At 58.2% G+C, this 19,665-nt stretch carries 16 protein-coding genes; 6 read left to right on the top strand and 10 right to left on the bottom strand.

The features are described from left to right. Positions 1-46: 46 nt before the first annotated feature. The 5 genes from ABDJ40_RS24280 to ABDJ40_RS24260 form a co-directional block, all read right to left on the bottom strand. Positions 47-814, bottom strand: a complete 768-nt coding sequence (locus tag ABDJ40_RS24280) for a hypothetical protein (RefSeq protein ID WP_347613647.1) — start codon at positions 812-814, stop codon at positions 47-49. A 2-nt stretch (positions 815-816) separates the two neighbouring features. Then, positions 817-1,140 carry a type I restriction endonuclease subunit M gene (locus ABDJ40_RS24275; protein ID WP_347613646.1) on the bottom strand — a complete coding sequence of 108 codons (324 nt, stop codon included), beginning with the start codon at positions 1,138-1,140 and terminating at the stop codon, positions 817-819. 915 nt (positions 1,141-2,055) lie between these two features. Continuing rightward, positions 2,056-3,231: a hypothetical protein gene (locus ABDJ40_RS24270; protein WP_347613644.1), complete on the bottom strand. Its 1,176-nt coding sequence runs from the start codon at positions 3,229-3,231 to the stop codon at positions 2,056-2,058. Positions 3,232-3,579: 348 nt separating this feature from the next. After that, on the bottom strand, positions 3,580-4,017 hold the full coding sequence (locus tag ABDJ40_RS24265) for an ASCH domain-containing protein (RefSeq protein ID WP_488473456.1): 438 nt from the start codon (positions 4,015-4,017) through the stop codon (positions 3,580-3,582). Beyond that, complete coding sequence (locus ABDJ40_RS24260) at positions 4,017-6,104, bottom strand: GNAT family N-acetyltransferase (protein ID WP_347613640.1); 2,088 nt, start codon at positions 6,102-6,104, stop codon at positions 4,017-4,019. The genes ABDJ40_RS24265 and ABDJ40_RS24260 overlap by 1 nt, the downstream gene beginning before the upstream one ends. Before the next feature lie 975 nt (positions 6,105-7,079). Here ABDJ40_RS24260 and ABDJ40_RS24255 point away from each other — a divergent pair. From ABDJ40_RS24255 to ABDJ40_RS24230, 6 genes are all read left to right on the top strand, one after another. Then, the gene (locus ABDJ40_RS24255) at positions 7,080-8,147 is read left to right on the top strand and encodes a PD-(D/E)XK nuclease domain-containing protein (protein WP_347613638.1); all 1,068 of its coding nucleotides are present in this window, start codon (positions 7,080-7,082) and stop codon (positions 8,145-8,147) included. Beyond that, a complete protein-coding gene (locus ABDJ40_RS24250) occupies positions 8,144-9,220 on the top strand; it encodes a hypothetical protein (protein WP_347613635.1) in 1,077 nt (358 codons plus the stop codon). The genes ABDJ40_RS24255 and ABDJ40_RS24250 overlap by 4 nt, the downstream gene beginning before the upstream one ends. Beyond that, on the top strand, positions 9,213-9,896 hold the full coding sequence (locus tag ABDJ40_RS24245) for a hypothetical protein (protein ID WP_347613633.1): 684 nt from the start codon (positions 9,213-9,215) through the stop codon (positions 9,894-9,896). The genes ABDJ40_RS24250 and ABDJ40_RS24245 overlap by 8 nt, the downstream gene beginning before the upstream one ends. Before the next feature lie 585 nt (positions 9,897-10,481). Further along, positions 10,482-12,203, top strand: a complete 1,722-nt coding sequence (locus tag ABDJ40_RS24240) for an AAA family ATPase (protein WP_347613632.1) — start codon at positions 10,482-10,484, stop codon at positions 12,201-12,203. A gap of 14 nt (positions 12,204-12,217) precedes the next feature. Continuing rightward, positions 12,218-13,078 (top strand): hypothetical protein, encoded by an 861-nt coding sequence (locus tag ABDJ40_RS24235; RefSeq protein ID WP_347613631.1) that lies wholly within the window; start codon positions 12,218-12,220, stop codon positions 13,076-13,078. Between the two features lie 304 nt (positions 13,079-13,382). Beyond that, complete coding sequence (locus tag ABDJ40_RS24230; RefSeq protein WP_347613629.1) at positions 13,383-13,712, top strand: hypothetical protein; 330 nt, start codon at positions 13,383-13,385, stop codon at positions 13,710-13,712. Here ABDJ40_RS24230 and ABDJ40_RS24225 read toward each other — a convergent pair. From ABDJ40_RS24225 to ABDJ40_RS24205, 5 genes are all read right to left on the bottom strand, one after another. Next, entirely contained in the window at positions 13,709-14,440 is a 732-nt protein-coding gene (locus ABDJ40_RS24225; protein ID WP_347613628.1) for an SOS response-associated peptidase, read from the bottom strand. The genes ABDJ40_RS24230 and ABDJ40_RS24225 overlap by 4 nt on opposite strands. 221 nt (positions 14,441-14,661) lie before the next feature. Continuing rightward, positions 14,662-15,819 carry a GGDEF domain-containing protein gene (locus tag ABDJ40_RS24220; protein WP_347613627.1) on the bottom strand — a complete coding sequence of 386 codons (1,158 nt, stop codon included), beginning with the start codon at positions 15,817-15,819 and terminating at the stop codon, positions 14,662-14,664. 272 nt (positions 15,820-16,091) lie between these two features. After that, positions 16,092-16,952 carry a DUF2306 domain-containing protein gene (locus tag ABDJ40_RS24215; protein ID WP_347613625.1) on the bottom strand — a complete coding sequence of 287 codons (861 nt, stop codon included), beginning with the start codon at positions 16,950-16,952 and terminating at the stop codon, positions 16,092-16,094. A 273-nt stretch (positions 16,953-17,225) separates the two neighbouring features. Further along, complete coding sequence (locus ABDJ40_RS24210; RefSeq protein ID WP_347613623.1) at positions 17,226-18,152, bottom strand: SMODS domain-containing nucleotidyltransferase; 927 nt, start codon at positions 18,150-18,152, stop codon at positions 17,226-17,228. Positions 18,153-18,552: 400 nt separating this feature from the next. Continuing rightward, entirely contained in the window at positions 18,553-19,068 is a 516-nt protein-coding gene (locus ABDJ40_RS24205; RefSeq protein ID WP_347613621.1) for a hypothetical protein, read from the bottom strand. Positions 19,069-19,665 lie beyond the last annotated feature (597 nt).

Genomic DNA, 19,665 nt, shown 5'->3' with positions numbered 1-19,665 from the left:
GAAGCGAGCTGAACAAGCGCCGCGCTACAGTTGTCCACAGCCGGCATCAGCCGATGTCGGCCCCAAGCCCTGGGTCAAAGTTCAATCGGCAGGGTGGGTCAAATTTAGATCGGCGCCAACAGTCCAGCCATGCTTCAACTGCCAAAGCCGCACACATGGGGCCTCGCGTCCTTGGCAGCGCCTTGATCCGTCCTTTCGACACGACAGACTCGTCAGCGCCTTTGTCACCAGTGACAGCCGTGACACGCAGCAGCAGCGCATCTTCAGTGAAGCGGCAATGTTCAATGTCCAGAGCGAGCATCTCGCCGCGCTTCAGGCCGGCAAAGCCGAGGAGCATGAGCGCCTTGTCTCGCAGGTCAATTGAGCGTCGCCCGGTTCCCATGGCGTCAAAGATTCTGAGGAGCATTGACCGGGTGATCGGCTTGGCCTGGCGGGGCGCGCACTTCTTCGGCGCCCCTGCCTTCGTCGTCTTGTGCTTGCCATCGAGAAGGTTCTGCGGAAGCTGCCGTGCAGCCAGCCACCGCAGTGCCTCGCGAACACGGGGATCCTCTGTCGGGCTGGCCACCCCAAGCTCAAGATGGGCCGCCTGGATCGCCATGCAACGCCTGTAGGCCGTTGCGGGCGCCACGCGCTTGACCAGGATCCGGATGAAGGCGATCAGCTCATCTGCCGTGCAGGGCACGCTGAACCCGTATGTCTCGGTGAAGCGCCTCACGTCCCGGGCGTACGCCTCTTTGGTCGTGCTGCAATGGGGCTTCGGCTGCCTTGCCGACCGGCGCTTTGAGGCAGGTGAAAGCAGAGCACTGCTGGTCATGGTCAGTACTCCTCTGGCAGCAGCAAAGTCGTGACTGACCGGTCGGCCTCCGTGATCACCCAGCAGCGATGCACCTTGCTCGGGTCGCGGACGTCGACCAGGCTGTACGCCGAGAACACCCGGAAGCCCATCGCAATGGCCTCTTCGTTTCGTGTCAGGTCTTCAGCGCCCAACTCGCCGAAGTCACCACGAGCGTGGCGCAGCAGGAGAGAGAGCGGCAGTACGCCAAGACGTTGGAGAAGTGCCAGGGCACCTGGCGTTGCGGTCAACGAGCCGAGTTTGAATCGGCCATGCGGCGGCGCAACCGCCTTCTTGGAATCGGTCATGAGAGCCTCTTTGTGAGTATTGGTGGCTTGCTGACCCTCCGCATAGCGATTCGCCATGCGGCAGCGCATCTGGATCAGATGCTCAGTGAGTCAGGGGAGGGAGAAAAGCTCTACTGAATAGTCGGCGCTTTCGCAAGCTTTGCCTCGGGGTGAAGAATTCAAAGTCTTGCTGGCACTTGCGGAAACAAGGTATGTTTGGCACACCTTTCGCAACAATCGGAGTTTCCGGAAGTATTTTAATTATAGCCGATTCCGCAATTCTTTATCACTTCACCAACGAAAACAAATGTTAATACGCACCAAAATTCTTCCGCTTCGGCAATTGATGCATCTTGTCTCTCGGAAAGCAACCGGTTTACTAAACCACATCCTTTACCATTGCATCGTCATGCTTCGAAATTAACTCCAGCATATGTACCATTCCGAATACTAGCGAAAATACATGCATACCCCAAACCAATGGGAGAGCCACGGGTAGCGAAACAGTTAACGCCAACCGAACAAGATCACCGCAGAGCAGTCCTCGGCCAGGTGATGGCTGCTTCAGGCTGGTCAGCGTCATTAGCCGCTAGCGGTCCGACCGACCGCTGCGTGCGTTAGCCGAAATTCATGTTGAAGCGGCTTGTATGGCAGCTACACATCAGAAACCAGATACTCGATCTGCTGGATGGTCTATCTGATTCTGGATGACCGGTACAGGACGGTCTGAATTGGCTCTGCCGCCCCTTACGGGACGTAAGTTGTCCTAATCTCGTTGCCGCATAGCTGCCTCGGGCGCGTACCGAGCCACTGGAGACAGCCATATCAACCAGTGGCCGACACCTGCCGGCAATCCCGATGGATACATTCCAGCGCTGTTCGAAGCCTCGCAAATCAGGCATCAGGACGTGGCAATTGCAAAGACTGCATAGCGATTCAGATCGTTTGGTCGAGCGCAATGGAGCTAAAGAATTCCAGCTCCACGACGACGAGGGCGGCGATGGCGATCGTGATGCCGTTACAGATATGCATATAGCGGCTGTAAGCGATGTCCTTTGTCGCACCGCTGCCTCCGCTACGGAACTTAATCAAGTCGCCTTCGCGCCAGATCGAAGCGTGGTGCGATCCGTTGCGCAGCGAGCTGTTCTCAAACTGCGCAAAAGCAGAAAGGATGGGCTCGTTGGCGAAGGGATTGGACCGCTTGGCCTTATCCACGTCGCTGATGTACTTGTTCAGCGTCATCGACTTGAACTGGTCGAAAGGCCGGCCGGCGGCGATGTTATTCAGGCAAGCCAACGTGGTGTAGCTGGAGGTCAGCGTTTCGTAGGCCTGACCGTAGTACAGCTTGATCTCGTCGAAACGCTTGGAGCCCACGACCAGGTCGTCGACGTCGTCTCGGCCGATGCGGACATGGGTCAAGACTTGCTGGAACTGGTCGAAGAGCCTGAAGTAGTCGTTGAAGATGGCAAGGTAGCGCTCCAGCGCGGCTGCCTGAATGTCGGAGCGGTAGTAGTCGCGGAGGCGCCTCATCTCCTCGGGGTGGGTCTGTGCCATTTGCCGCACGTAGGCTCGGAGCGGCGAGCGCAAGGCGCCGATGGCCGGATAAAAGATGTCGTCGAAGAAGGATGCGATCGCCTTGAAAGACGTGGCACAGGTGAAATCCTGCTTGAACTTTCGGCGAGCAGTCTCGTAAGCGGCGATCTGCTTGCTGAGAATGTTTCCCGGATCCGCCTTCAGGGCCAGCGTCATCACGCTTCTGACGATGCTCCAGACCAAGGGCGTTTCAGGGACAGCAAATTGGGTCGAGAAGTCTTGGAGCTGCCGTCCGCTCACTAGTCTCAGCTTATTGCCGACTAGGTCCATGTGCTCCATCGACGCGAAGGCCGTCAGCGAGTGGTATTCATCGGCCTTGAAGGCGAAGGCCGGATGCAGGTTAATAACCACATTAACGCTGTCATCCCTGGGAATTATTTCCAAATTTTCTCTGGGCTCGGGCCACCCAGTGGCTGGCCCATTTGTTTTCAAATCAAAGGAGATAGGAGTGTGGCAATTGGAGCAGTCGAAAGTGTGTGTACAGCTCTTTTCGACGCCCACCCCAATGCGCAGAATCATCTTACACTCGCATACGGTGCACCTTGCATAGTTTCTGATGACTGCCACGTTCTACTCCTGATTAGCTTTTCTTTAGGAGGCACGGCGGGGTTGCTGCGCGACCGATGGTTGGCTCAGCTGTACGTCGCCGCGCCAGTCGCCAAGGGCAGAGAAGTCCAAGTTCACGATCATTGGCGCAGGGTCGAGCCCCTTCTTCTTGCAAAACTCTCAAAGATCCCTCCATATGCTCTAGCCAGACGGCGCCGTCGGGATTCCAATCACTTGGACGCCAAAGTCGTCCGCACCGTTGTCGATCGTGAAGCCAGCTCTGTCCAAGATCGAGAAACTTCGGCGGCTTGCATGTGCGCCCTAGGCGGTGACTGCTAAAAGGCGCCGCCTAACCGGTGAATTGGCCTCTAGCCGACAGTAGAACTGCGGCGGATGGAAACCCGGCATGACTGTCCGAAGAGTTTCAAGGGTGATGGGCTTCTTCAATTTCTTGGCGCCAGACAGCCCCATCGCCGACGCCATAGCCACCCCGTCAAAGTAGCTCATGAACTCGGACTTCCCGAGGCCTGAAACGGAGCTATATTTTCGCCAGATGGTGCTCGGCGCGGCCGAGTAGGTCACGCCCACAGTCGCGAAGCCAACGACTGCACCTACAGGTTTTTTCACGTAGAACCAAACCGTCGAGCCAGGCTCAATGTGCATGGTTCTGCGCCTTAGCTCCACTTGCTTGGTACCAGCGAGGATGTTGTTTGCATGGCGCTCGTCCAGTGATATGAGCACATGCTGATTCGGTCGCATCAAAGGCCTTTTTCTAGAATTGCTTGGACCTGCTCGGAAGACAGTCGTTGGCAAGTAATCAGTTGGCAGGCTTCGCCGCAGTTCAACGCCCTGAGCTCATGCAGCGGGACAGGCCTGGGTAGTCGCAACACATTGTCGAACACTGTGATGGTCTTGGTCTTCGCGACCCCGATGGTGGATAGTTGGCTACTATCAAGCACTGAGGGGGCCAAGTCGTCGGCCTGCATGGCTGACTCATCGCGAAGGTAGGCACGAAGTACGCGACCCACCGCAACGACGGCACCGGCGCCTCCGTTCTTCAAGGGCTCGTAGAAGAACATCAAATCACCGCGCGAATAGTTCTTCAGCGTCTTCTTGTCGCTCAGGTAGTGGCGCAATGGTGCGAGCTGGGCTTTTCCGCGGGGAAGGAAGGAGTCCTGCGGTGAGTCCGCCAAAAGGTGCTCCTCAAATTGTTTTCGCAGGGGGACCATCACACCCGCTCTACCTGGCAAGCACATGAGCATCGGCGCCAGGAGGGATTCCAACTTGAAAAGCGGCACCAAGACTTTCTGACCATCCGGTCGAATCACTGAAATTTGCTGATCGACGTGCCGGAATGGTGGGGGCGTGTCTGGCAAACTTAGTTTGCACACTGCCGCTAACGCATCGCGTCCAGCATCCCAGTTTCGTTCCGTCATACGTCCCTTGACGACGATCTTCTGAAGGTCGTCCGACGTCGATGAGGACGCCACATACCCGAAGGTTGCCGCGACTTCCCGTAGCGTGGCTTGACGCGGAGGGCAGCTCAACCGTACCCGGCCGACATGCCCTGGCTTCACGATGCTCAGAACGTGCCGGAGCAAGGTCTGGGCAATCTCGTGTGCGTCTCGCTGGTTCTCGTCTACCGCCGCAAAGGCTCGAATTTCCTGTCCGCGCACGCTCGTCGGCAGTACTAGGTAGCCAGCTACGACACCATTGCATCGCGCCACGTGGCGCAAGCATGCCGAACTACCTGCCTCAGTCGCGGCCCATTCGTTGACCTGGGTCGCAGTGTCAAGGCCAAGGCTCGTCAACAGACTCCGAACGGCCGTCGCATCGCCTGCCGATGCGAGCTGGACTTCGATAATGTCTGCGCTATGGGCCTCGTGCGCTACAGGACTCGCGGTGTGGTCGGGCGCGACCTGAAACAGCTCAGGCGAAATGGCGTCCACCCCAAACCGCCGTCTGAGCTCTCGTGCCCGTTCAAGAATTCGCCCGTCGCTAGTTATGAGCCCTGGCAGGCCATGGTAAATCGCCGTTGCAAGGTGTAGCAGGTCTGACCTGTCATTCGCTGAAAGCGACCCCGACGCCTGGCGCAGGGGAAACACGATTTCAGCAAGCATCGGCGAAAGGCGCCCCCACTCGTCATCAGGCGGCGTCGAGAACTTCGCAAGAGTTCCAGCGAACGAGAGCATTGGATCCGTCTTTCCGTCGTGGGCGGTGCGGCGCAGCTCCGTCTCAATTTCGCTGCTGATCGCCAATGAACATGCCCGTATTCGCTCGGCCCTGAAGACACTCATGGCTAATTCGTGCCGCAGCCGGCGAGGCCCGAGGTCGAAAAGCACGTTCAAGTCCAGAAGATAGAGCGGCTTGCCCCCACACTCCAAGGCGTCCAGCCCGAGTGGGTCGACAGCGCTGATCCCACTGGGCGCGAAGAGCTGAGGGGTGTCGAGTTCATGGGCGCGAACCACGATCATCCGATTGCGACTCGCCCCTCCTGGCTCCACACGTTGGGCGTAGAACCCTTGTGCTTCCCAAAACACGTTGGCGTCTTTGAGGTCTTCAGCGACCCGAGCATGAATCGAAATGAACTGCGCCTCCGTCGACATGCTCTTCAAGGCATCGAGCAGCGCCCGACCGATGTTTCGACCGCGATTGGCCTTAGGAACATAGATCTGTCGGACGTGCGCTTTGGGAAAGCGGAGATCAAACAAAAGATGACCCGCATACGTCTCGCCGCGACCGTCAATCTCGACGGCCACAAACAACTGCCCTTTGCGACAGAAGTCTGCATAGACGCTGCGCGAAAAAAAACCAAGCGCGTCTCGGTCGCTGTCGGCCGCCTGCACCACCTCTCCCAAGTGCGCCCTAGCAGCACTTGGCTCCGTAAGGATCCGGACCGGAACTCCGTTCTTTGTCATAGCTCCCCTATTGGTGTTTTGGGGTAACTGTAACGGCGACAGACACAAACCGGCGTTGAACGGAAGGCTGGCGAGCTTGGCTCGATTTGAAAGGCAGGCTGCTCTCAGTTGATGAGATTGAAATCTGGAATGACTGAGCTGGGTCGGGAGCCTGATTCCAACGCTTCAACCAGCAGACGTTCGACGACGGCTGCAGCAGGCGGCCTGGCTGGACGACAGCAGCACCCTCGAGACGGGTCATTGAACCCGTCAACCGGCCAGCTGCGCCGGCGTCTGCTTCATGCCAGAGGTCGTGAACTCGGTAGCTGATCGCCGATGACGGCAGCCGCTGCATTGCTGCCTTCCATCAACGAGCGGCAGGTTCAGGCTGATCTGCGACATTCGCGGCCGGCAGCTTGAACAGCCGCTCTGGCCATCACCTGACATTCGACAGGCAACCGCTCATATGACTTAAGTGCTGTCGAGACAGGTTGTTCGATCGATACGGGGGAAGCCTGGGCACGAACGACTGGTCAAGTCCAGAGGGAACTAACGCTGCCTACGCTGCCCGCCGGTCCGGTCACATATCCAGCGTGTCTGCCCAGGCGAGAAACTTGAACGTCATCGTCTGGCACCGCGCGATACCAAGCCCCCTCGTCTCTACTGCTATTCGTAGGCCGCCGGAACGCAGGCTTATCGAAGCAACTACATCTCGTCGGAACACAGACGGGCAACGAATCCGGTACTGCCGGAGCGATGTGCTAAAGCCTGCCCCCCCCGGTAGAAACCCCCCCCTTATTGGGGTGAAAGCAGCAGACTGTGTTCACTTGGCAACAATTTGTTGCATTAGCAATGCGGTCTACTGCACAGTCAAACATGCGTATTGATTCGCACATTCCCGGTTGACCGTTAGAGAAGGTACGTATGTCCGGAGAGAACGAAGCCATTTCAAAAATGGCGAAATATGTTTCAGACGAGCTGTTCAGTTGGTTCAAATGGAAGCGGGTCGAACTTCAAAATTTCAACTTCGCATGCGTCAAACAAGCCGGACATGCTCCAGCCAAGGCGGCGGAACACACTCATCCAGTCGATGCAGTCTTTTACTATCACGACCCCTATCAGAACAGAGATGTTTTTCTCAATACTGATTTAAAGAGCTACGCGAAAGGCAGCATTACTGTCGCGAAAATTTTGCCAGCACTCCGTTCGCTCGCGCAGGCGATTGATTGCGCCAGAGTATCGGAGGAATGGCATGATCGGTATGTGCCGCATGATTCGGCATATGAAGTTCGCGGGCTGCTATTTGTTTACAACCATGACAATGAATACGACAAATCATTTTATGACCTTCTTTTCGAACCCATAAATGGACGGGGAAGCAAGGAACCGAAGCAGGTTAAGCTAGAAGCCCTCCCAATTGCTGATGGTCAATCAATCCACATATATGAACCGCAACTCATCAGCTATCTTAGCTCGTTGGTGGTAGACGCTGCAAGGTTACATAAGAATGGCACGTTTCCGGAGACCGAATATGAATTCGTATATCCGGAAATGCGTCTTCACAAGACTAGCGGCGAGAAATTCAGCCGCGCGGCCACAGTCGAGATGCTTGCCGGGCCATACCTCATAATCCGACACGATAAGGTTATCAAGTACAACGAGAGATCCGGTGCACCAGAGGATCGTTATCCAGAAGGATACGTCATCTACTACCATCGAAGCGGCTCGAGCGCCGAGGAATTTGCTTACTTCTTAGACATTCTTTCTGGATTTCAAATTCTTGATGGCGGGCATAAGATTCGCGTGCGCATGATTCATCATGAACCGGCATCGGATCCGAAGAGCAACTTCAAGCGTGCAATTAACAACTACGCTCAGGAGTGGGGATTTGATAAGTACAAACTTGAGCGATTGCGAGAAATAGAATTTGAATTGGTAGAGATGACCAAATATTCATTCTCACAAACCCCGCTTGCGTGGGAGCGTCAATGAGCACGGGAAAGATTTACAGCGCAAGCGACAAATCACTATTCGACGCACTAAACCAGAAAAAGGTTACCAATGCAGACTTGCGAGAACTTTTTATATCTCGAGGCATTTTGGTCTCCAAAGAGACAAGTCGCCGGGATCTTGCAAAACACTTCGCTAGGCTATTTCACGACTATTACGACTATCAAGCTTTAGCAAGGCTTTTTGGCAATAACAACGGCCAACGCGACAAGCTCTCCAGTCTGCGACTGAAGACTAAGGCGACGCTGGAGAATTTTGAATCGGGCGCGATTGAATTGAGGTCCCGACTCGAAGATAGTGGCGGGGCCGCCGTTAAGGTACATACTGCCAAAGGAAACCGACTCGACATTGAGGTACGGTATAGCAAGACTGAGTTCAATCGCAGCGAATTCCGCCAGGTACGCACGCGCACGGCATTGATATCCATCTATAAGGAGGGCGATGAGCTTGTGGTACACGCACCTCATTCCGAGGAATCCCACGAGTGGATCAGCGAAATCGTCAAGTCTGTGATAGAGAAGACGGAGGAGCCGGTGGATTTCGATGAAATCCGACTATCTCCAACGATGGATGCAAAGGTCAAGACCAAGTTCTTCACTCACCTTATCCGATCACTCCCCGCTTTGAAATTGCGCGACGTCTCCGACGTCTATGTGACAAAGCCAAAGGTCGAGAAAGCGGATGACGACGACACCGACGAAAGGGGCAGCCCCGAAATTCGGATTGACAAAGCGTCCCTGCGCGGACAGGGCGTCCTTGAGTCTGACGAGCTTGAACTCCTTCAGAAGAAGGGTTTCTATGTTTCAAGAATTATTTGGACTTGTAAGGAGGAACACGATACGGCTGACGTTTATGAGTTCGAAGCGCAGTTCGCGACGCCTGACGAGTGCTCTGACTTCACGTTCTTGCCGAGAGGCTTTTATCGATACCTCGGGCACGGCCGATATAACGAAACGCGGACAGCCTTCTCGAGCGACCACGAACGCACTCTGGGTAGGCTTATCGAAGAAAGTGCAAGAGCGACGATAAAAAATCTGCCTGGACACAATGCTTAAGTCGAAATGGCTCCAAATCCGGTGTGACGCGGCTCCTCGGGAGGCTCAAAGCCTTCTGGCTACGGCGCGCTTTACCGCTGAGGCCGGAAGCGGCTTTGAACTCATTTCCCGCGATTTAAACAGCATTCACTGTAGGTATATCGAACGGGTTACCAGCAGTGAGAAAGTAGTGGATCCTTTCGGGGACACCACGGAGTTGGAGATCATTCGGTACGTCTATACATTTTTCCGCCTGCACCCTTCTGAAAAATCTTTGCACACGTATCTCTTGGAGATCTCCAATCCGCCTCGAACTGTTCGTCCGCTCGTTTCGGCTTTGAGTATTGCTTTCGACGGCGTGACTGTGTCAGAGCCCGAGTGGCCGATTCTTGAGATCTATAAGCGCGTCAAACGAAACTCCCCCAGAGCGCGGGTCGTACGACTGCGTGCATGTGGTATTCCCGTGAGCGAAACGACAGTTAGCAAGATAGAATTAATATCTTCTGAAAATGCCGCAGTGGACTTCCTCGCTGTATTTCCGAAGTCAATAAGCAAGATAGACAAGATAAGAATCGAGCGGCCATTTATTGACCAGCCCGGCCCGCTGGAACTGTCTGTAAACGGCGTATGCGGGTTTGATGAAAACGTCGAGCATCTCGTGCGCGGACTGATTTTGGGGTTGGATGTGGCAGACTAAGCGTCGGTCTAAGGCTCCGCTTCAACTTTGAACGAGAGGGCTGAGGCCTCGACTCCAAAGGGATCTAGGACAGCAGCGGGTCGATTGCGAAATTCCGCCGGCCGGAGCAGCAGTATTTCGATGGTGTGATCCCCCGGCGGCGCGCGAGTCATTCGCCAACGACCGGAGCATCTCTGGGATTTGCCGTTTGGCCGACCCAGGCTGAGCAAGTCAGCGGCAGGCAGGTGGCCGAGAGCGTGAGTTTGGCCGCGGCGACCGAAGGGCAGGACACGCTGCAAAGCTGCTTTCAGCCTGTTGTGGCGGCTTCAGGCTGACCTGAGTCATTCACAGTTCAAGGCCCAGGCGACAGCTCTCAACAACACCGGGCACTGCGCGCCGCTTAAGAGCCGCATGGTATGCGGCAAGCGCAGGATAGACGGAGCAGGCGCGTGTGGAGCCGGACGTCCCGTCTGAAGCGGCGCGACGCGCGAGAGGCGCACCTTCGAGCGCATGCTCACCATTAAGTCTGGGAGATTACCCGGAACAAACGGGAAGCATGAGCGCATGCATCTACGACAATGAATCGAACCAATGCGGAGGTCTCCGGTGCCCACTTTCCAATTCTTCTTTTCCACGAGCCTCGAAGACACACTTGCGTTGGACGGCTACCACCTGCTGCAGGACCATGTGGGCGGCCGCTACGCTCACGCCTGGGACGACTTCGACTACATCGTGACGTTCCAGATCCAGCGCGTCACGAAGGGCAAGCGCGAGTTCTTCGGTCGAACGAAAGTCCTCATTCGAGGCGTGAAGGACACCTCCAAGCATTTCATCGCGAATGGCCTGCCTCGCGGCAAGAGCTTCGAGATCGGCAAGCTGCTGCATCCAGACTCGGCGGTCTCGCTGGCCGCTGATCTCGACTACTACCAACGTCTGGCAAAGGATCTTCAGGATTCCGCCGAAGATTTCCTGCGGCAGATCTGCGACGCAAGCTACTTCAGTGACCGCTACAACATCTACAGCCAGTGGAATGGCTTTGATGTTTCGCTGCTACGGGGGGGGAGCACGGCGTTAGCGATCGTCAACAAAGGGCGCTATGTCGCGGCCGGCCGATACGTTCCGAAAAGCGACTTCCAGTTCAACGTGGCAGGCCTCACCAAGGACTTCGAGCCGATCAAATTTCGATTCGACAAAGAGCGAAAGATCGGCAACACCAACGTCAATCTCCTGATTGGACGAAACGGCTCCGGCAAGAGCCATGTGCTGCGCCACGTGGTGGATCAGGTGACCGGCGTTCTTCCGTGCGAGGACAAGCAGCCCTATTTCCACAAGGTCGTGGTCGCGGCCTATTCCCCCTTCGAGTCATTCAAGACCGAGAACCAGCTGTCAGCAGCGTTGGGCGAGGAAACGCGGGGCGACGAAGCGCTGGAAAAGATGTCCCAGCGACGGCTCATGGTCAACAAGTACGCCTACATTGGCTTCAGAGATCCGGGTGGCAGCTTCTCACTCGACTGGCCCAAAGAGAGCAGCGCGCATGCCCTGCTAAAGATTCTTGCGTACGACGAAGAGAGTTCCTGGCGCGCCATGAGTCGCTTCGAGTTGCTTTTCAACACGCTGAAGCAATCCATCAATTTCGACTTCGTTGCACTTAAAGACAAGGGGGGCCAACCGATCCTCCTGTCGGCGGCAGAGAATTTCGTGCAGCCAAGCGCAGCATCGGTAGTGGAGAAGGCCGATGTAACCCGAGGCATATTCTTCCTCAAGCAAGGCGCCGACACACAGCAGCCGTTACCCGTCCTGCTCAGCTCCGGCCAAACGATCTACTCGTACCTGCTCCCGAATCTGGTTGCAGAAGTTGAAGAGGAGAGCCTGGTCATATTGGACGAGCCGGAGTTGTATTTGCATCCGGCGATGGAGATCGGCCTGATCAACATGGTCAAGACGCTGCTAGAAGTCACCAAGTCGAACGCCATCATTGCGACTCATTCCTCGATCCTCGCGCGCGAGGTCGAACGCCTTGGGGTCGTGGTGCTTCGGCGTGAGGAAGAACGCACCACCTCCACGCCTCCGCCTGTCGAGACCTTTGGGCAATCGGTGGAGCTGATCATGGGTGAAGTATTTGACGACTACCACGTGCGTAAGACCTACCAGAAGTCACTCGACGCCGCAGCGAAACCATATGCCAGCCCTCAAATGGCACTGGAAGGCCTCGCTGGATCGGTGGGCGACGAGGCGCTCGCCTATCTGGCATCGAGACTCGACAGCGGCGTAGTCACGGTGGAACTGCGCACGGCCGACGACGCCGAAGACCCAGAGGGCCAAGCATGAGATTCCTACATGGAATGAAGCTGGCGAGCAAACCTTGCCCTTGGTACGCAAAGGCCAAAGCCTCGACGCGCAAGCGCCAAGCAGAGTGGTTGAAGCGACGCGCGGTCGAGGCGTACTTTCAACAACATTACGACGCGTTTGATCAGACCATTGCGGCTTTCAACGTGCCGCCACCGCCAAGCGCAAAGCGGCGGTTGGACTCACTGTTGCAGGAGTTCTACCTTCGTCCCAATGCCGACTTGGAGAGCGAACTTCATGACCGCAGGCACAATCACGATCTGACAGAGTGCCCTTCGTGCGGCAACCCGCTGATCCCGGACACCCTGGATCATTTCCTGCCCAAAGAGGATTGGCCGGAATACGCCATCTTCGCGAACAACCTTGTCCCGCAATGCCGAGCATGCGCGCCCATCAAGGGAAGGCGCTACTTCTGCACCACCCATCAGCGCGCGATGTTTCTGCATCCGATGTACAGCGCTGCGCTTGCGTCGGTGCAGTTCAAGATTAACGTCAGCTTGCAGGCTGGCAGGCCGAACTTTGAAATCAAGTTCAGCGCCGCCAAGACGACTGCGCACGCTGACATCGTCCGCATCGAGCAGCATTTGAGGGAACTGAAAGTGTTGGGGCGAATGCTCGAGTTCTGCGTTCGCCACTGGTCACACTGGCGGCAGAAGGTGAAGACCCAGGGAATCGATATCGAGGCGTTGTTCCGCCTGGAAATCGGCACGGATTCAGCCAACGAATACGGTCGAGATTGGGCGACGGCATTCAAGAAGGGCGTGCTCCGCGACGCCGAAGCTCTGGCAGCATTGAACGCCAAGCCGCCTCTCCATCCTGCACCTGTCGAAGAGTTGATCGAACTGAACATCTGCTGACGCTATCGGGAAGCTGCGGCCCTTCTATGTCCGTTGATAGCCGAGTAGCGAGCCCTCATGGCGGTACGCTGAGCGGCAGCACCCGCTGCGTTGCAGCCCTTCAGCAAGCCACGCAGCTTCAAGTAGCGGGCAGCCACTGCAAGCTGGTGTCAAAGAGCGATATCACCAGCCAGTCCTCAGTCGCATCTGCATCAATCTGACGAGTCACTGCCTACAGCTGTCATCCTGTCTGCACACCAACCGCGCCCTCAAATCGCGACTTCTTCCCTTTCCTTTCCCTCAGCATGCTGTACAAATAAACAGTATGCTTGTCGACGTCATCCCCCTGCGCCACCGCGGCCAGCGCCTGCCCGCCGCGACCTTGCGCATGCGCACGCCCATCCGTGGTCAGCTGTGGATCACCCGCTTCCGCCCGGCCGTGGACAAGGACACCACGCCCCTGCTCGCCGCCCTGCTGCGCGACCATGACAGCCTGCTGCCGCCCTTGGACTGGGCCGAGGTGCGCACGGTCCGCAGCTGGCAGCTGATCGTCACCGGCATCGAGGACCTGGGCTTCACCGACAAGGCCCCGCAGCTCTACCGTCAGAGCTGGTGGTGCCGCGTCGTGACGGACAACGAGGCGCTCAGGCGCTAGCCAGTGGCGCGCTGCGAGGCCAGCAGCTGGTCCGTGCGCTGCGCATCGGCCAGGTCGAACATCGCCAGCGGCGGCGGCTGGATCAGCGCGCGGGCCTCGTCCTCGGAGCCCTCCAGCCACTGCGCCCAGTGCTCGGGTTCGATGTGGATCAGCGAGCGCTTGTCCTGCGCGTCCGCGGGCAGCGTCGGGTCCGGCTTGTGCAGCCGGGCCAGCAGCGGGTGCGAGTCGCAGTTGCAGGTGATCAGCGTGAAGTTGGGCACCACCTCGCCGGTCTGCGAATCGATCCATTCGGACCACAGGCCCGCCAGCGCCCAGGGCAGTCCGTCCGCGCGGCGCAGCTGCCACCACACGTTCCTGCCCGTCTCCCAGTTCGGTTCCTGGTACCAATGCGCCGGCACCAGGCAGCGCTGGCCGGCCTTCCACGCCGCCTTGAACGTGGGCTTGGACTCGATGCCCTCGATGCGCGCGTTATTGGTCGACCGCGGCCGCGGCTTGCGCGCCTTGCCATCCGGCCCGGGCTTGGCCGGCAGGTAGTCGATGCGCCCCGGCTGCCCCGGCCGGATCAGGCCCCATTGCCCCACGGTCCCGACCAGCTCGCCCCCGCTACGCCGCAGGAAGACGCCCCCGCCAAAGGGCCCGACGGGCGCTTCCATGAAGCCTTGGGCCGGCAGCGCCCGGAAGTAGGTCGTGAGGTCTCCCTTGGGCGAGACATGGTAGAGATTGCACATACCGGCGACTGCAGAGTTCACCAAGCGTGCAAATTGTCCTTCCTTCGAACAATGTGGTCATGTCCTATGTATTGACTTCGCGCCTCACGTCGCAGGACAGGTCACAGTGGGCCGAACCCCGCTCAGGAGGTGGGCGACTGTGCGATTTCCTTCGCAAGCGGCGAGGGTGGATCTAAGGGCCCTTGCATTGACGCCTGAAGGAGCGGACCTATCCCGAGCGATCAACTGCCAGCGATTTCGATCCGATTGCGTCCGTTCGCTTTGGCGACATAAAGCGCACTATCTGCACGTGCCACCATCGACTCTGCAGAAACATCATCAGCACACCACTCGGTCACTCCCATGCTGACGGTGATGCAGGGCAAGTTGTCGTCGGCATTGCTCCCGATTTCGCCCCGAATGCGCTCTGCAGCCTGCATCGCGGATTCCAGCGTTGTCTCAGGCATCAGGATCAAGAACTCCTCGCCGCCATAGCGGGCGAACACATCGTTCGGCCGTATCAGGCTGGTCGCGCGCCGGCATGTGCTCGCCAGGACTCGATCGCCCACGAGATGGCCGAACTGATCGTTGACCTTCTTGAAGTGGTCGATGTCAAGCATGGCGATGCAAAACTTGCGGCCGTAGCGCCGGCTTCGTTGAAGCTCGAGCTCCAGTGCCTCAAACAGCGCGCGCCGGTTGAGTGCGCCTGTCAGTGGGTCACGGACAACTTGCTCCTCGATGCGAGCACGCACATGGTCAGAGGCCAGAGTCGCAAAGGCGATCACGAGCATGAGGTTGCAGACGGTGAAGCCGCCCGTATAGAGGATCTGGATGGCGTCCTGCGTCAGCAGTCCGCTATTGCCCTGCGGCAATGCAATCGCGTGGAGCGCACGCGACGCGTAGACCACGGTGAGCACCGCAAGCCACGTCGTCGTCAGCGAGGTGCCCAGGGCTTTTGAACGTTGGTGCTGGCCAAGCATGCGCATGACGACGAAAGCGTGCCGGGCGTTGATGACCGCGCAAAGCCCGGCGACGATCACAACCCGGGCACGGTAGCTCTCATCGACGTAAACGAACCAGGTGACGGTGCCCGTCACAAGTGCGGAGAGGAGCAGCCATGGCACCCATCGGATGCGTCTTTGGCCATACTCCAACGTGCCGGAGAGCCAAACGATGTAGGCCAGAATCAGTGCGCCGTTCCCCAGTGTCACTGAACCGAGGTTGGTGATCCAGTCGCGAAGTCCGAGAAGGAGCAAGGCGAGAAAGACCAGCCACGAGCCCAGCACCCATCGCCTCATGCCCGGCACTGGAAGCGGAGTGGCCCGAGCCAAGACCGTCAGCACGAGCGCCATGAGTCCGCAGGTGATGCTGCCTATGAGGATGCTGGTGCGTGGATCCATGGACCGTGCAGCCTATGTGCTTTTTCGAGCAAGGCTAGCAGGGAACTGGCGAGGCCTGGTGGTGCATTCCCTACTTGGTGGGCAATCCCCCTGGATTGCAGGGGGCAACCCAATCAATCTTTCTTTGGCCCCTCAGTTTGCTGGCTCACGAGGAAATCAGCCGCACTCTGTTGTCGCGGAGTGCGGCGCCATTGGATCAGGTCGTGGTCTTGATGAGGCCTCTCAGTGAGGTGCAGGTCACCGTAAATAACCGAGCCTGGGCACATCCCCCCTTAGAGCCTCGGCAGCCACATGCCCATGAATGCGCCGAAGACACCGGCCGCGGTCGACAGGGTCAGCAGTGCGAGCAAGGCCGCGACGCCAAAGCGCAGCGCCGCTCCCCGCATAGGGCGCTGAGCGAAGAAGTAGAGTTCCAGCACCGCCAAGGGGAGCAGATACTGCGCGAACGACAGGAAGCTGAGGAAGGGACCAGCGAAAGTCTTGGGATCAAATCCAACCGGCCGCTGCCAGATCAGCAGCCACAGCATCAGGCCAATGCGAAAGAACCAGACACCGTTGGCCACCAGGAACAGGCGTAGCGCCCATCTACGGTGGACGTCGAACCGCCGTCGGACCGCATGGCGCCAAGCGAGTAGGCCGCATCCGATGATGAACACCGCGTTGAGCGTGATCGCGATGTGCTGGCTAAGGTCTCCGACGGTACCGCGCGTCCATACCAACCAGGTGCCACCGAGGCTCGTCACTGCGACGGCGAGCAGGTAGATGCGGCCGATCCACCGATGCAGCGTGGGAACCGCTGCGCGGATCTGTGGCACCAGCTGCAGAGCGCCGCCTAGCGTGACGAACACGGCCAAGGCCAGATGCACAGCCAGCACAGCATTGCCCAGCGGCTCACCAGCGACATAGCCCTTGGGCAGGACCTTGTTCCAGTCGGCCGGCTCGCCGCGCAGCACCGCGCCGCCGTAGAACAGCGTGACGTAGACCGCGAACAGGGAGAGACCGATCGCGGCGACGGCGAACCAACCACGCGCAGCGAGGCGCAGGGCCCCCGCGGCGCGGTCGGCCTTGCTGCGCGATGCAGCGACAGGGGACATGGTGCCGGGTCTTGTCCCAGTGACGATGGAGCTGTCCATGCGTGAACTCCCAGGCGACCTCAAGCGACGCGGCGGCCCGCGCGGTCGCCGACGCCACGAGCTGCGCGCGATTGTTCGTGGTGCATATGGGCCGGTCATGCCAGCTGCGACGAAGCGTCGAAACGCTGGGATGCTCGACACGGCAGGGCGATAAAACGGGACCTGTGAATCCTGGATCTTCGAGGCCAGCCTTGAGACCCTGCATCAATTTCGGGGGCCAATACTTGGGAGAGAAATGCCCTATCCTTTAGGGCAGTAGAAGTAGCCAACAGCTTAGTTCCACCGAAGCGCCGCAAGCACATGTTTTGCCACCGACGCCTCTGTGCGAGCCTTGCGCGCACTCAGCAGCCCGTCTCGGCTTCGGATGGCGTGGTCGAGGAGCCTGCCGGCTTGGTCATAGTCCACCCCTCCGGCGACATTTGCGCCGGTCTGTGCCAAGTCCGGGACCTTCAGTCCCGACCAATCGTCGAGCGAAATGCCCAGCTTGCCGCCCCAAAGCAACACCGCGTCATTCCGGAGAAGCGCCAAGAAGTCGAAGAAGGCCAGGACGCATTCTTCAAGCGTGCCGCGCGGCACCGCCGTCAGTGCAGTTACTGCGATGGTCTCGATGACAAAGGAGCGCAAACACACCGTAGATGGCAACGAACTGTTCCATGCCTTCAAGAGCTTGACAGCTGGGACTGCGCAACCAGCGCATAGCTGGTTGGCATTGGTCAGCGCGGCCTGATGCATCTTGGGCGACGACTTGATCCACTTGTCTTCCTTGCGGTCGCCAACCAAGATGTAGTCACCGTCTGAGGCCTTGATGGCCGGCACGCAGTCGATGTGCAGATGGTTCAGTTCGAGCCGGATAGAGCGCCGCTGCTGGAAGGCCGATGAGCGGCTATAGCGGTAGCGCACTGCGTCTGCGAACGAGCGAAGAACAGTGCTCGGATTTGGGCGCCCCAAGCCGAGAAGCCCTCCTCCGGGCCACTTCGACGCATCGATAAGAAAGATGATGTCCACGTCTCGGAGGGGATGCACCGCCGTATTCCTGGCGTAGCTGCCACTCAGATAGCTATCGACGATGCGGTCACCGAGGCCTCCGGTGCTCATCAAGCTGCGCAGGTATTGATGACTGGCACGCGCGGCGCTCTTCTTAGCTGGACTCGGCTCCAGCTGACTCACCATTTCTCGCAGCAGCTTCTCGATGTTGCTCATCTGAGCCCTCAACTAAATCTTCGATCCAGACCGGTCATGAATCGCAATGCAACAAACCCATGACCAAGTCCGAAGCCAGCCCACGACGCAAATCACCCGCGTCCATCTCTTTCTTCGGAGAAAGTCACCGGGGACTTTGGAACAGGTGCGCCAAACAACGCTGCAAACCATGAGTTAGTGCAGGCAATCACTCAAACCACTGGTGGCCGAGTGAGCGTGAGTTGGTGGCCGTATCGACGACACCCATGCAAGCCCTGGACTTTCGACGTCACTTGCCGCGATACAGACCTGTCGTTGAAGGTCTTGGAAGCTGGCAGCGCCGTAGTTCCATTCGAGACCCGCGACGGCAGCATCAGCAAAGTCTCAGCCAGCATTGATGCGTACTGGCTATTCAAGGCGCTTAAATTGCTGTTGTTGCCTCTGCGCTAGCGGCTGTCGGCTGCAGCGGTAGCACGATGTAGAGGTGCTTCAGATTGGCCGGCTTCAACGAGGCCCTTTCTTCATTCCTCTCGTCGGCTGTGATGTCGCCCCAGATGTACGCCGTGACGTATGTCCTATCGTGCGCCTGCTGAAGCACATCGAGCAGCATGCCGCGATAGCGGTAGTCGGCAATCTCAGCCGCACTGACGTAGGTGCTCAGCTTCTTTCCGTCCTCAGTCGGGTCAATGAAGGTGAGCGCGAAGCCCTGCCCGTAGCGTTTTAACCTGGCGCCGCCATGCCAAATCTGATTCTTGCCGCCCACCATTGAGCGAGCCACGCGCTTGAAGAGAAAACGCAGTTTGTCCTTGCCGACGCCGACAACTGTGATTTGCTCGTCCAGCAAAGCGTTCACTTCCGGATCGGACTTAGCCTCTTCCCACAACTGCGCTAGGTCCTCAACGAAGCCTGTGCTGGAAACACTGGGAGACGAGGACATGCCGCCCCCGCGCGGGCCTCGAATGCCGGCGCCACCTGGAAAGCTGCCTACACCTCCGGGTGTCGCCGCTCCGCTAGTCGTAGTGCCTGTTGGGCGAGAGCCAGCCTCTTTGCCTGGGTCGAAGACCTGGAACGAATCATCCTTTTTCCTGCGTCCACTGCGAGTGCCCTTCGCCATGGCCGGCGCCCCCTCCGATCCGTGCTCCTCCGGTACAAACGCCAGGCAGCCGGGAATGTGCTCGTCCCACTCTCGGTAGTGCACAGCCACAGCCTCTTCCTGAGGAAGCGCCTTGTAGTTGATACAAGAAATTCGTGCTCCTGTAGCAGAAGCAGCGCGGCAGGCTGGATCTGCGCAGAAGAAGTGCAACTTCGCCGGTCGAGGCGAGAGGGCGAAGTACTCCCGCTTGGCCTCATGCGCGGTGAAAACACCATCGAGCTCTTCGCAATACGCTTGTCGAATCACTGCCTAACCTTTTACAGGGACTTCCCACCGCGTCAACACCGTCTCATTGAATTCCCCCGCAAGACCTGACCCCGATTGATCTGGATTGCACACGCCGACTCGGACGAAGGGCTGAACAGAGAACAGACTGCCACT

The sequence above is a fragment of the Roseateles flavus genome, assembly GCF_039872765.1.
GTDB lineage: Bacteria > Pseudomonadota > Gammaproteobacteria > Burkholderiales > Burkholderiaceae_C > Roseateles_B > Roseateles_B flavus.
Note: the sequence above shows the minus strand (reverse complement) of the source record. Positions and strands in the feature narration are given on the sequence as shown.

What these genes read in the sequence shown, in the direction of transcription:
- ABDJ40_RS24280 (WP_347613647.1), bottom strand. Translation starts at nt 814, where the DNA reads ATGACCAGCAGTGCTCTGCTTTCACCTGCCTCAAAGCGCCGGTCGGCA.
- ABDJ40_RS24275 (WP_347613646.1), bottom strand. Translation starts at nt 1,140, where the DNA reads ATGACCGATTCCAAGAAGGCGGTTGCGCCGCCGCATGGCCGATTCAAA.
- ABDJ40_RS24270 (WP_347613644.1), bottom strand. Translation starts at nt 3,231, where the DNA reads ATGATTCTGCGCATTGGGGTGGGCGTCGAAAAGAGCTGTACACACACT.
- ABDJ40_RS24265 (WP_488473456.1), bottom strand. Translation starts at nt 4,017, where the DNA reads ATGCGACCGAATCAGCATGTGCTCATATCACTGGACGAGCGCCATGCA.
- ABDJ40_RS24255 (WP_347613638.1), top strand. Translation starts at nt 7,080, where the DNA reads ATGTCCGGAGAGAACGAAGCCATTTCAAAAATGGCGAAATATGTTTCA.
- ABDJ40_RS24250 (WP_347613635.1), top strand. Translation starts at nt 8,144, where the DNA reads ATGAGCACGGGAAAGATTTACAGCGCAAGCGACAAATCACTATTCGAC.
- ABDJ40_RS24245 (WP_347613633.1), top strand. Translation starts at nt 9,213, where the DNA reads ATGCTTAAGTCGAAATGGCTCCAAATCCGGTGTGACGCGGCTCCTCGG.
- ABDJ40_RS24235 (WP_347613631.1), top strand. Translation starts at nt 12,218, where the DNA reads ATGAAGCTGGCGAGCAAACCTTGCCCTTGGTACGCAAAGGCCAAAGCC.
- ABDJ40_RS24230 (WP_347613629.1), top strand. Translation starts at nt 13,383, where the DNA reads ATGCTTGTCGACGTCATCCCCCTGCGCCACCGCGGCCAGCGCCTGCCC.
- ABDJ40_RS24225 (WP_347613628.1), bottom strand. Translation starts at nt 14,440, where the DNA reads ATGTGCAATCTCTACCATGTCTCGCCCAAGGGAGACCTCACGACCTAC.
- ABDJ40_RS24220 (WP_347613627.1), bottom strand. Translation starts at nt 15,819, where the DNA reads ATGGATCCACGCACCAGCATCCTCATAGGCAGCATCACCTGCGGACTC.
- ABDJ40_RS24215 (WP_347613625.1), bottom strand. Translation starts at nt 16,952, where the DNA reads ATGGACAGCTCCATCGTCACTGGGACAAGACCCGGCACCATGTCCCCT.
- ABDJ40_RS24210 (WP_347613623.1), bottom strand. Translation starts at nt 18,152, where the DNA reads ATGAGCAACATCGAGAAGCTGCTGCGAGAAATGGTGAGTCAGCTGGAG.
- ABDJ40_RS24205 (WP_347613621.1), bottom strand. Translation starts at nt 19,068, where the DNA reads ATGTCCTCGTCTCCCAGTGTTTCCAGCACAGGCTTCGTTGAGGACCTA.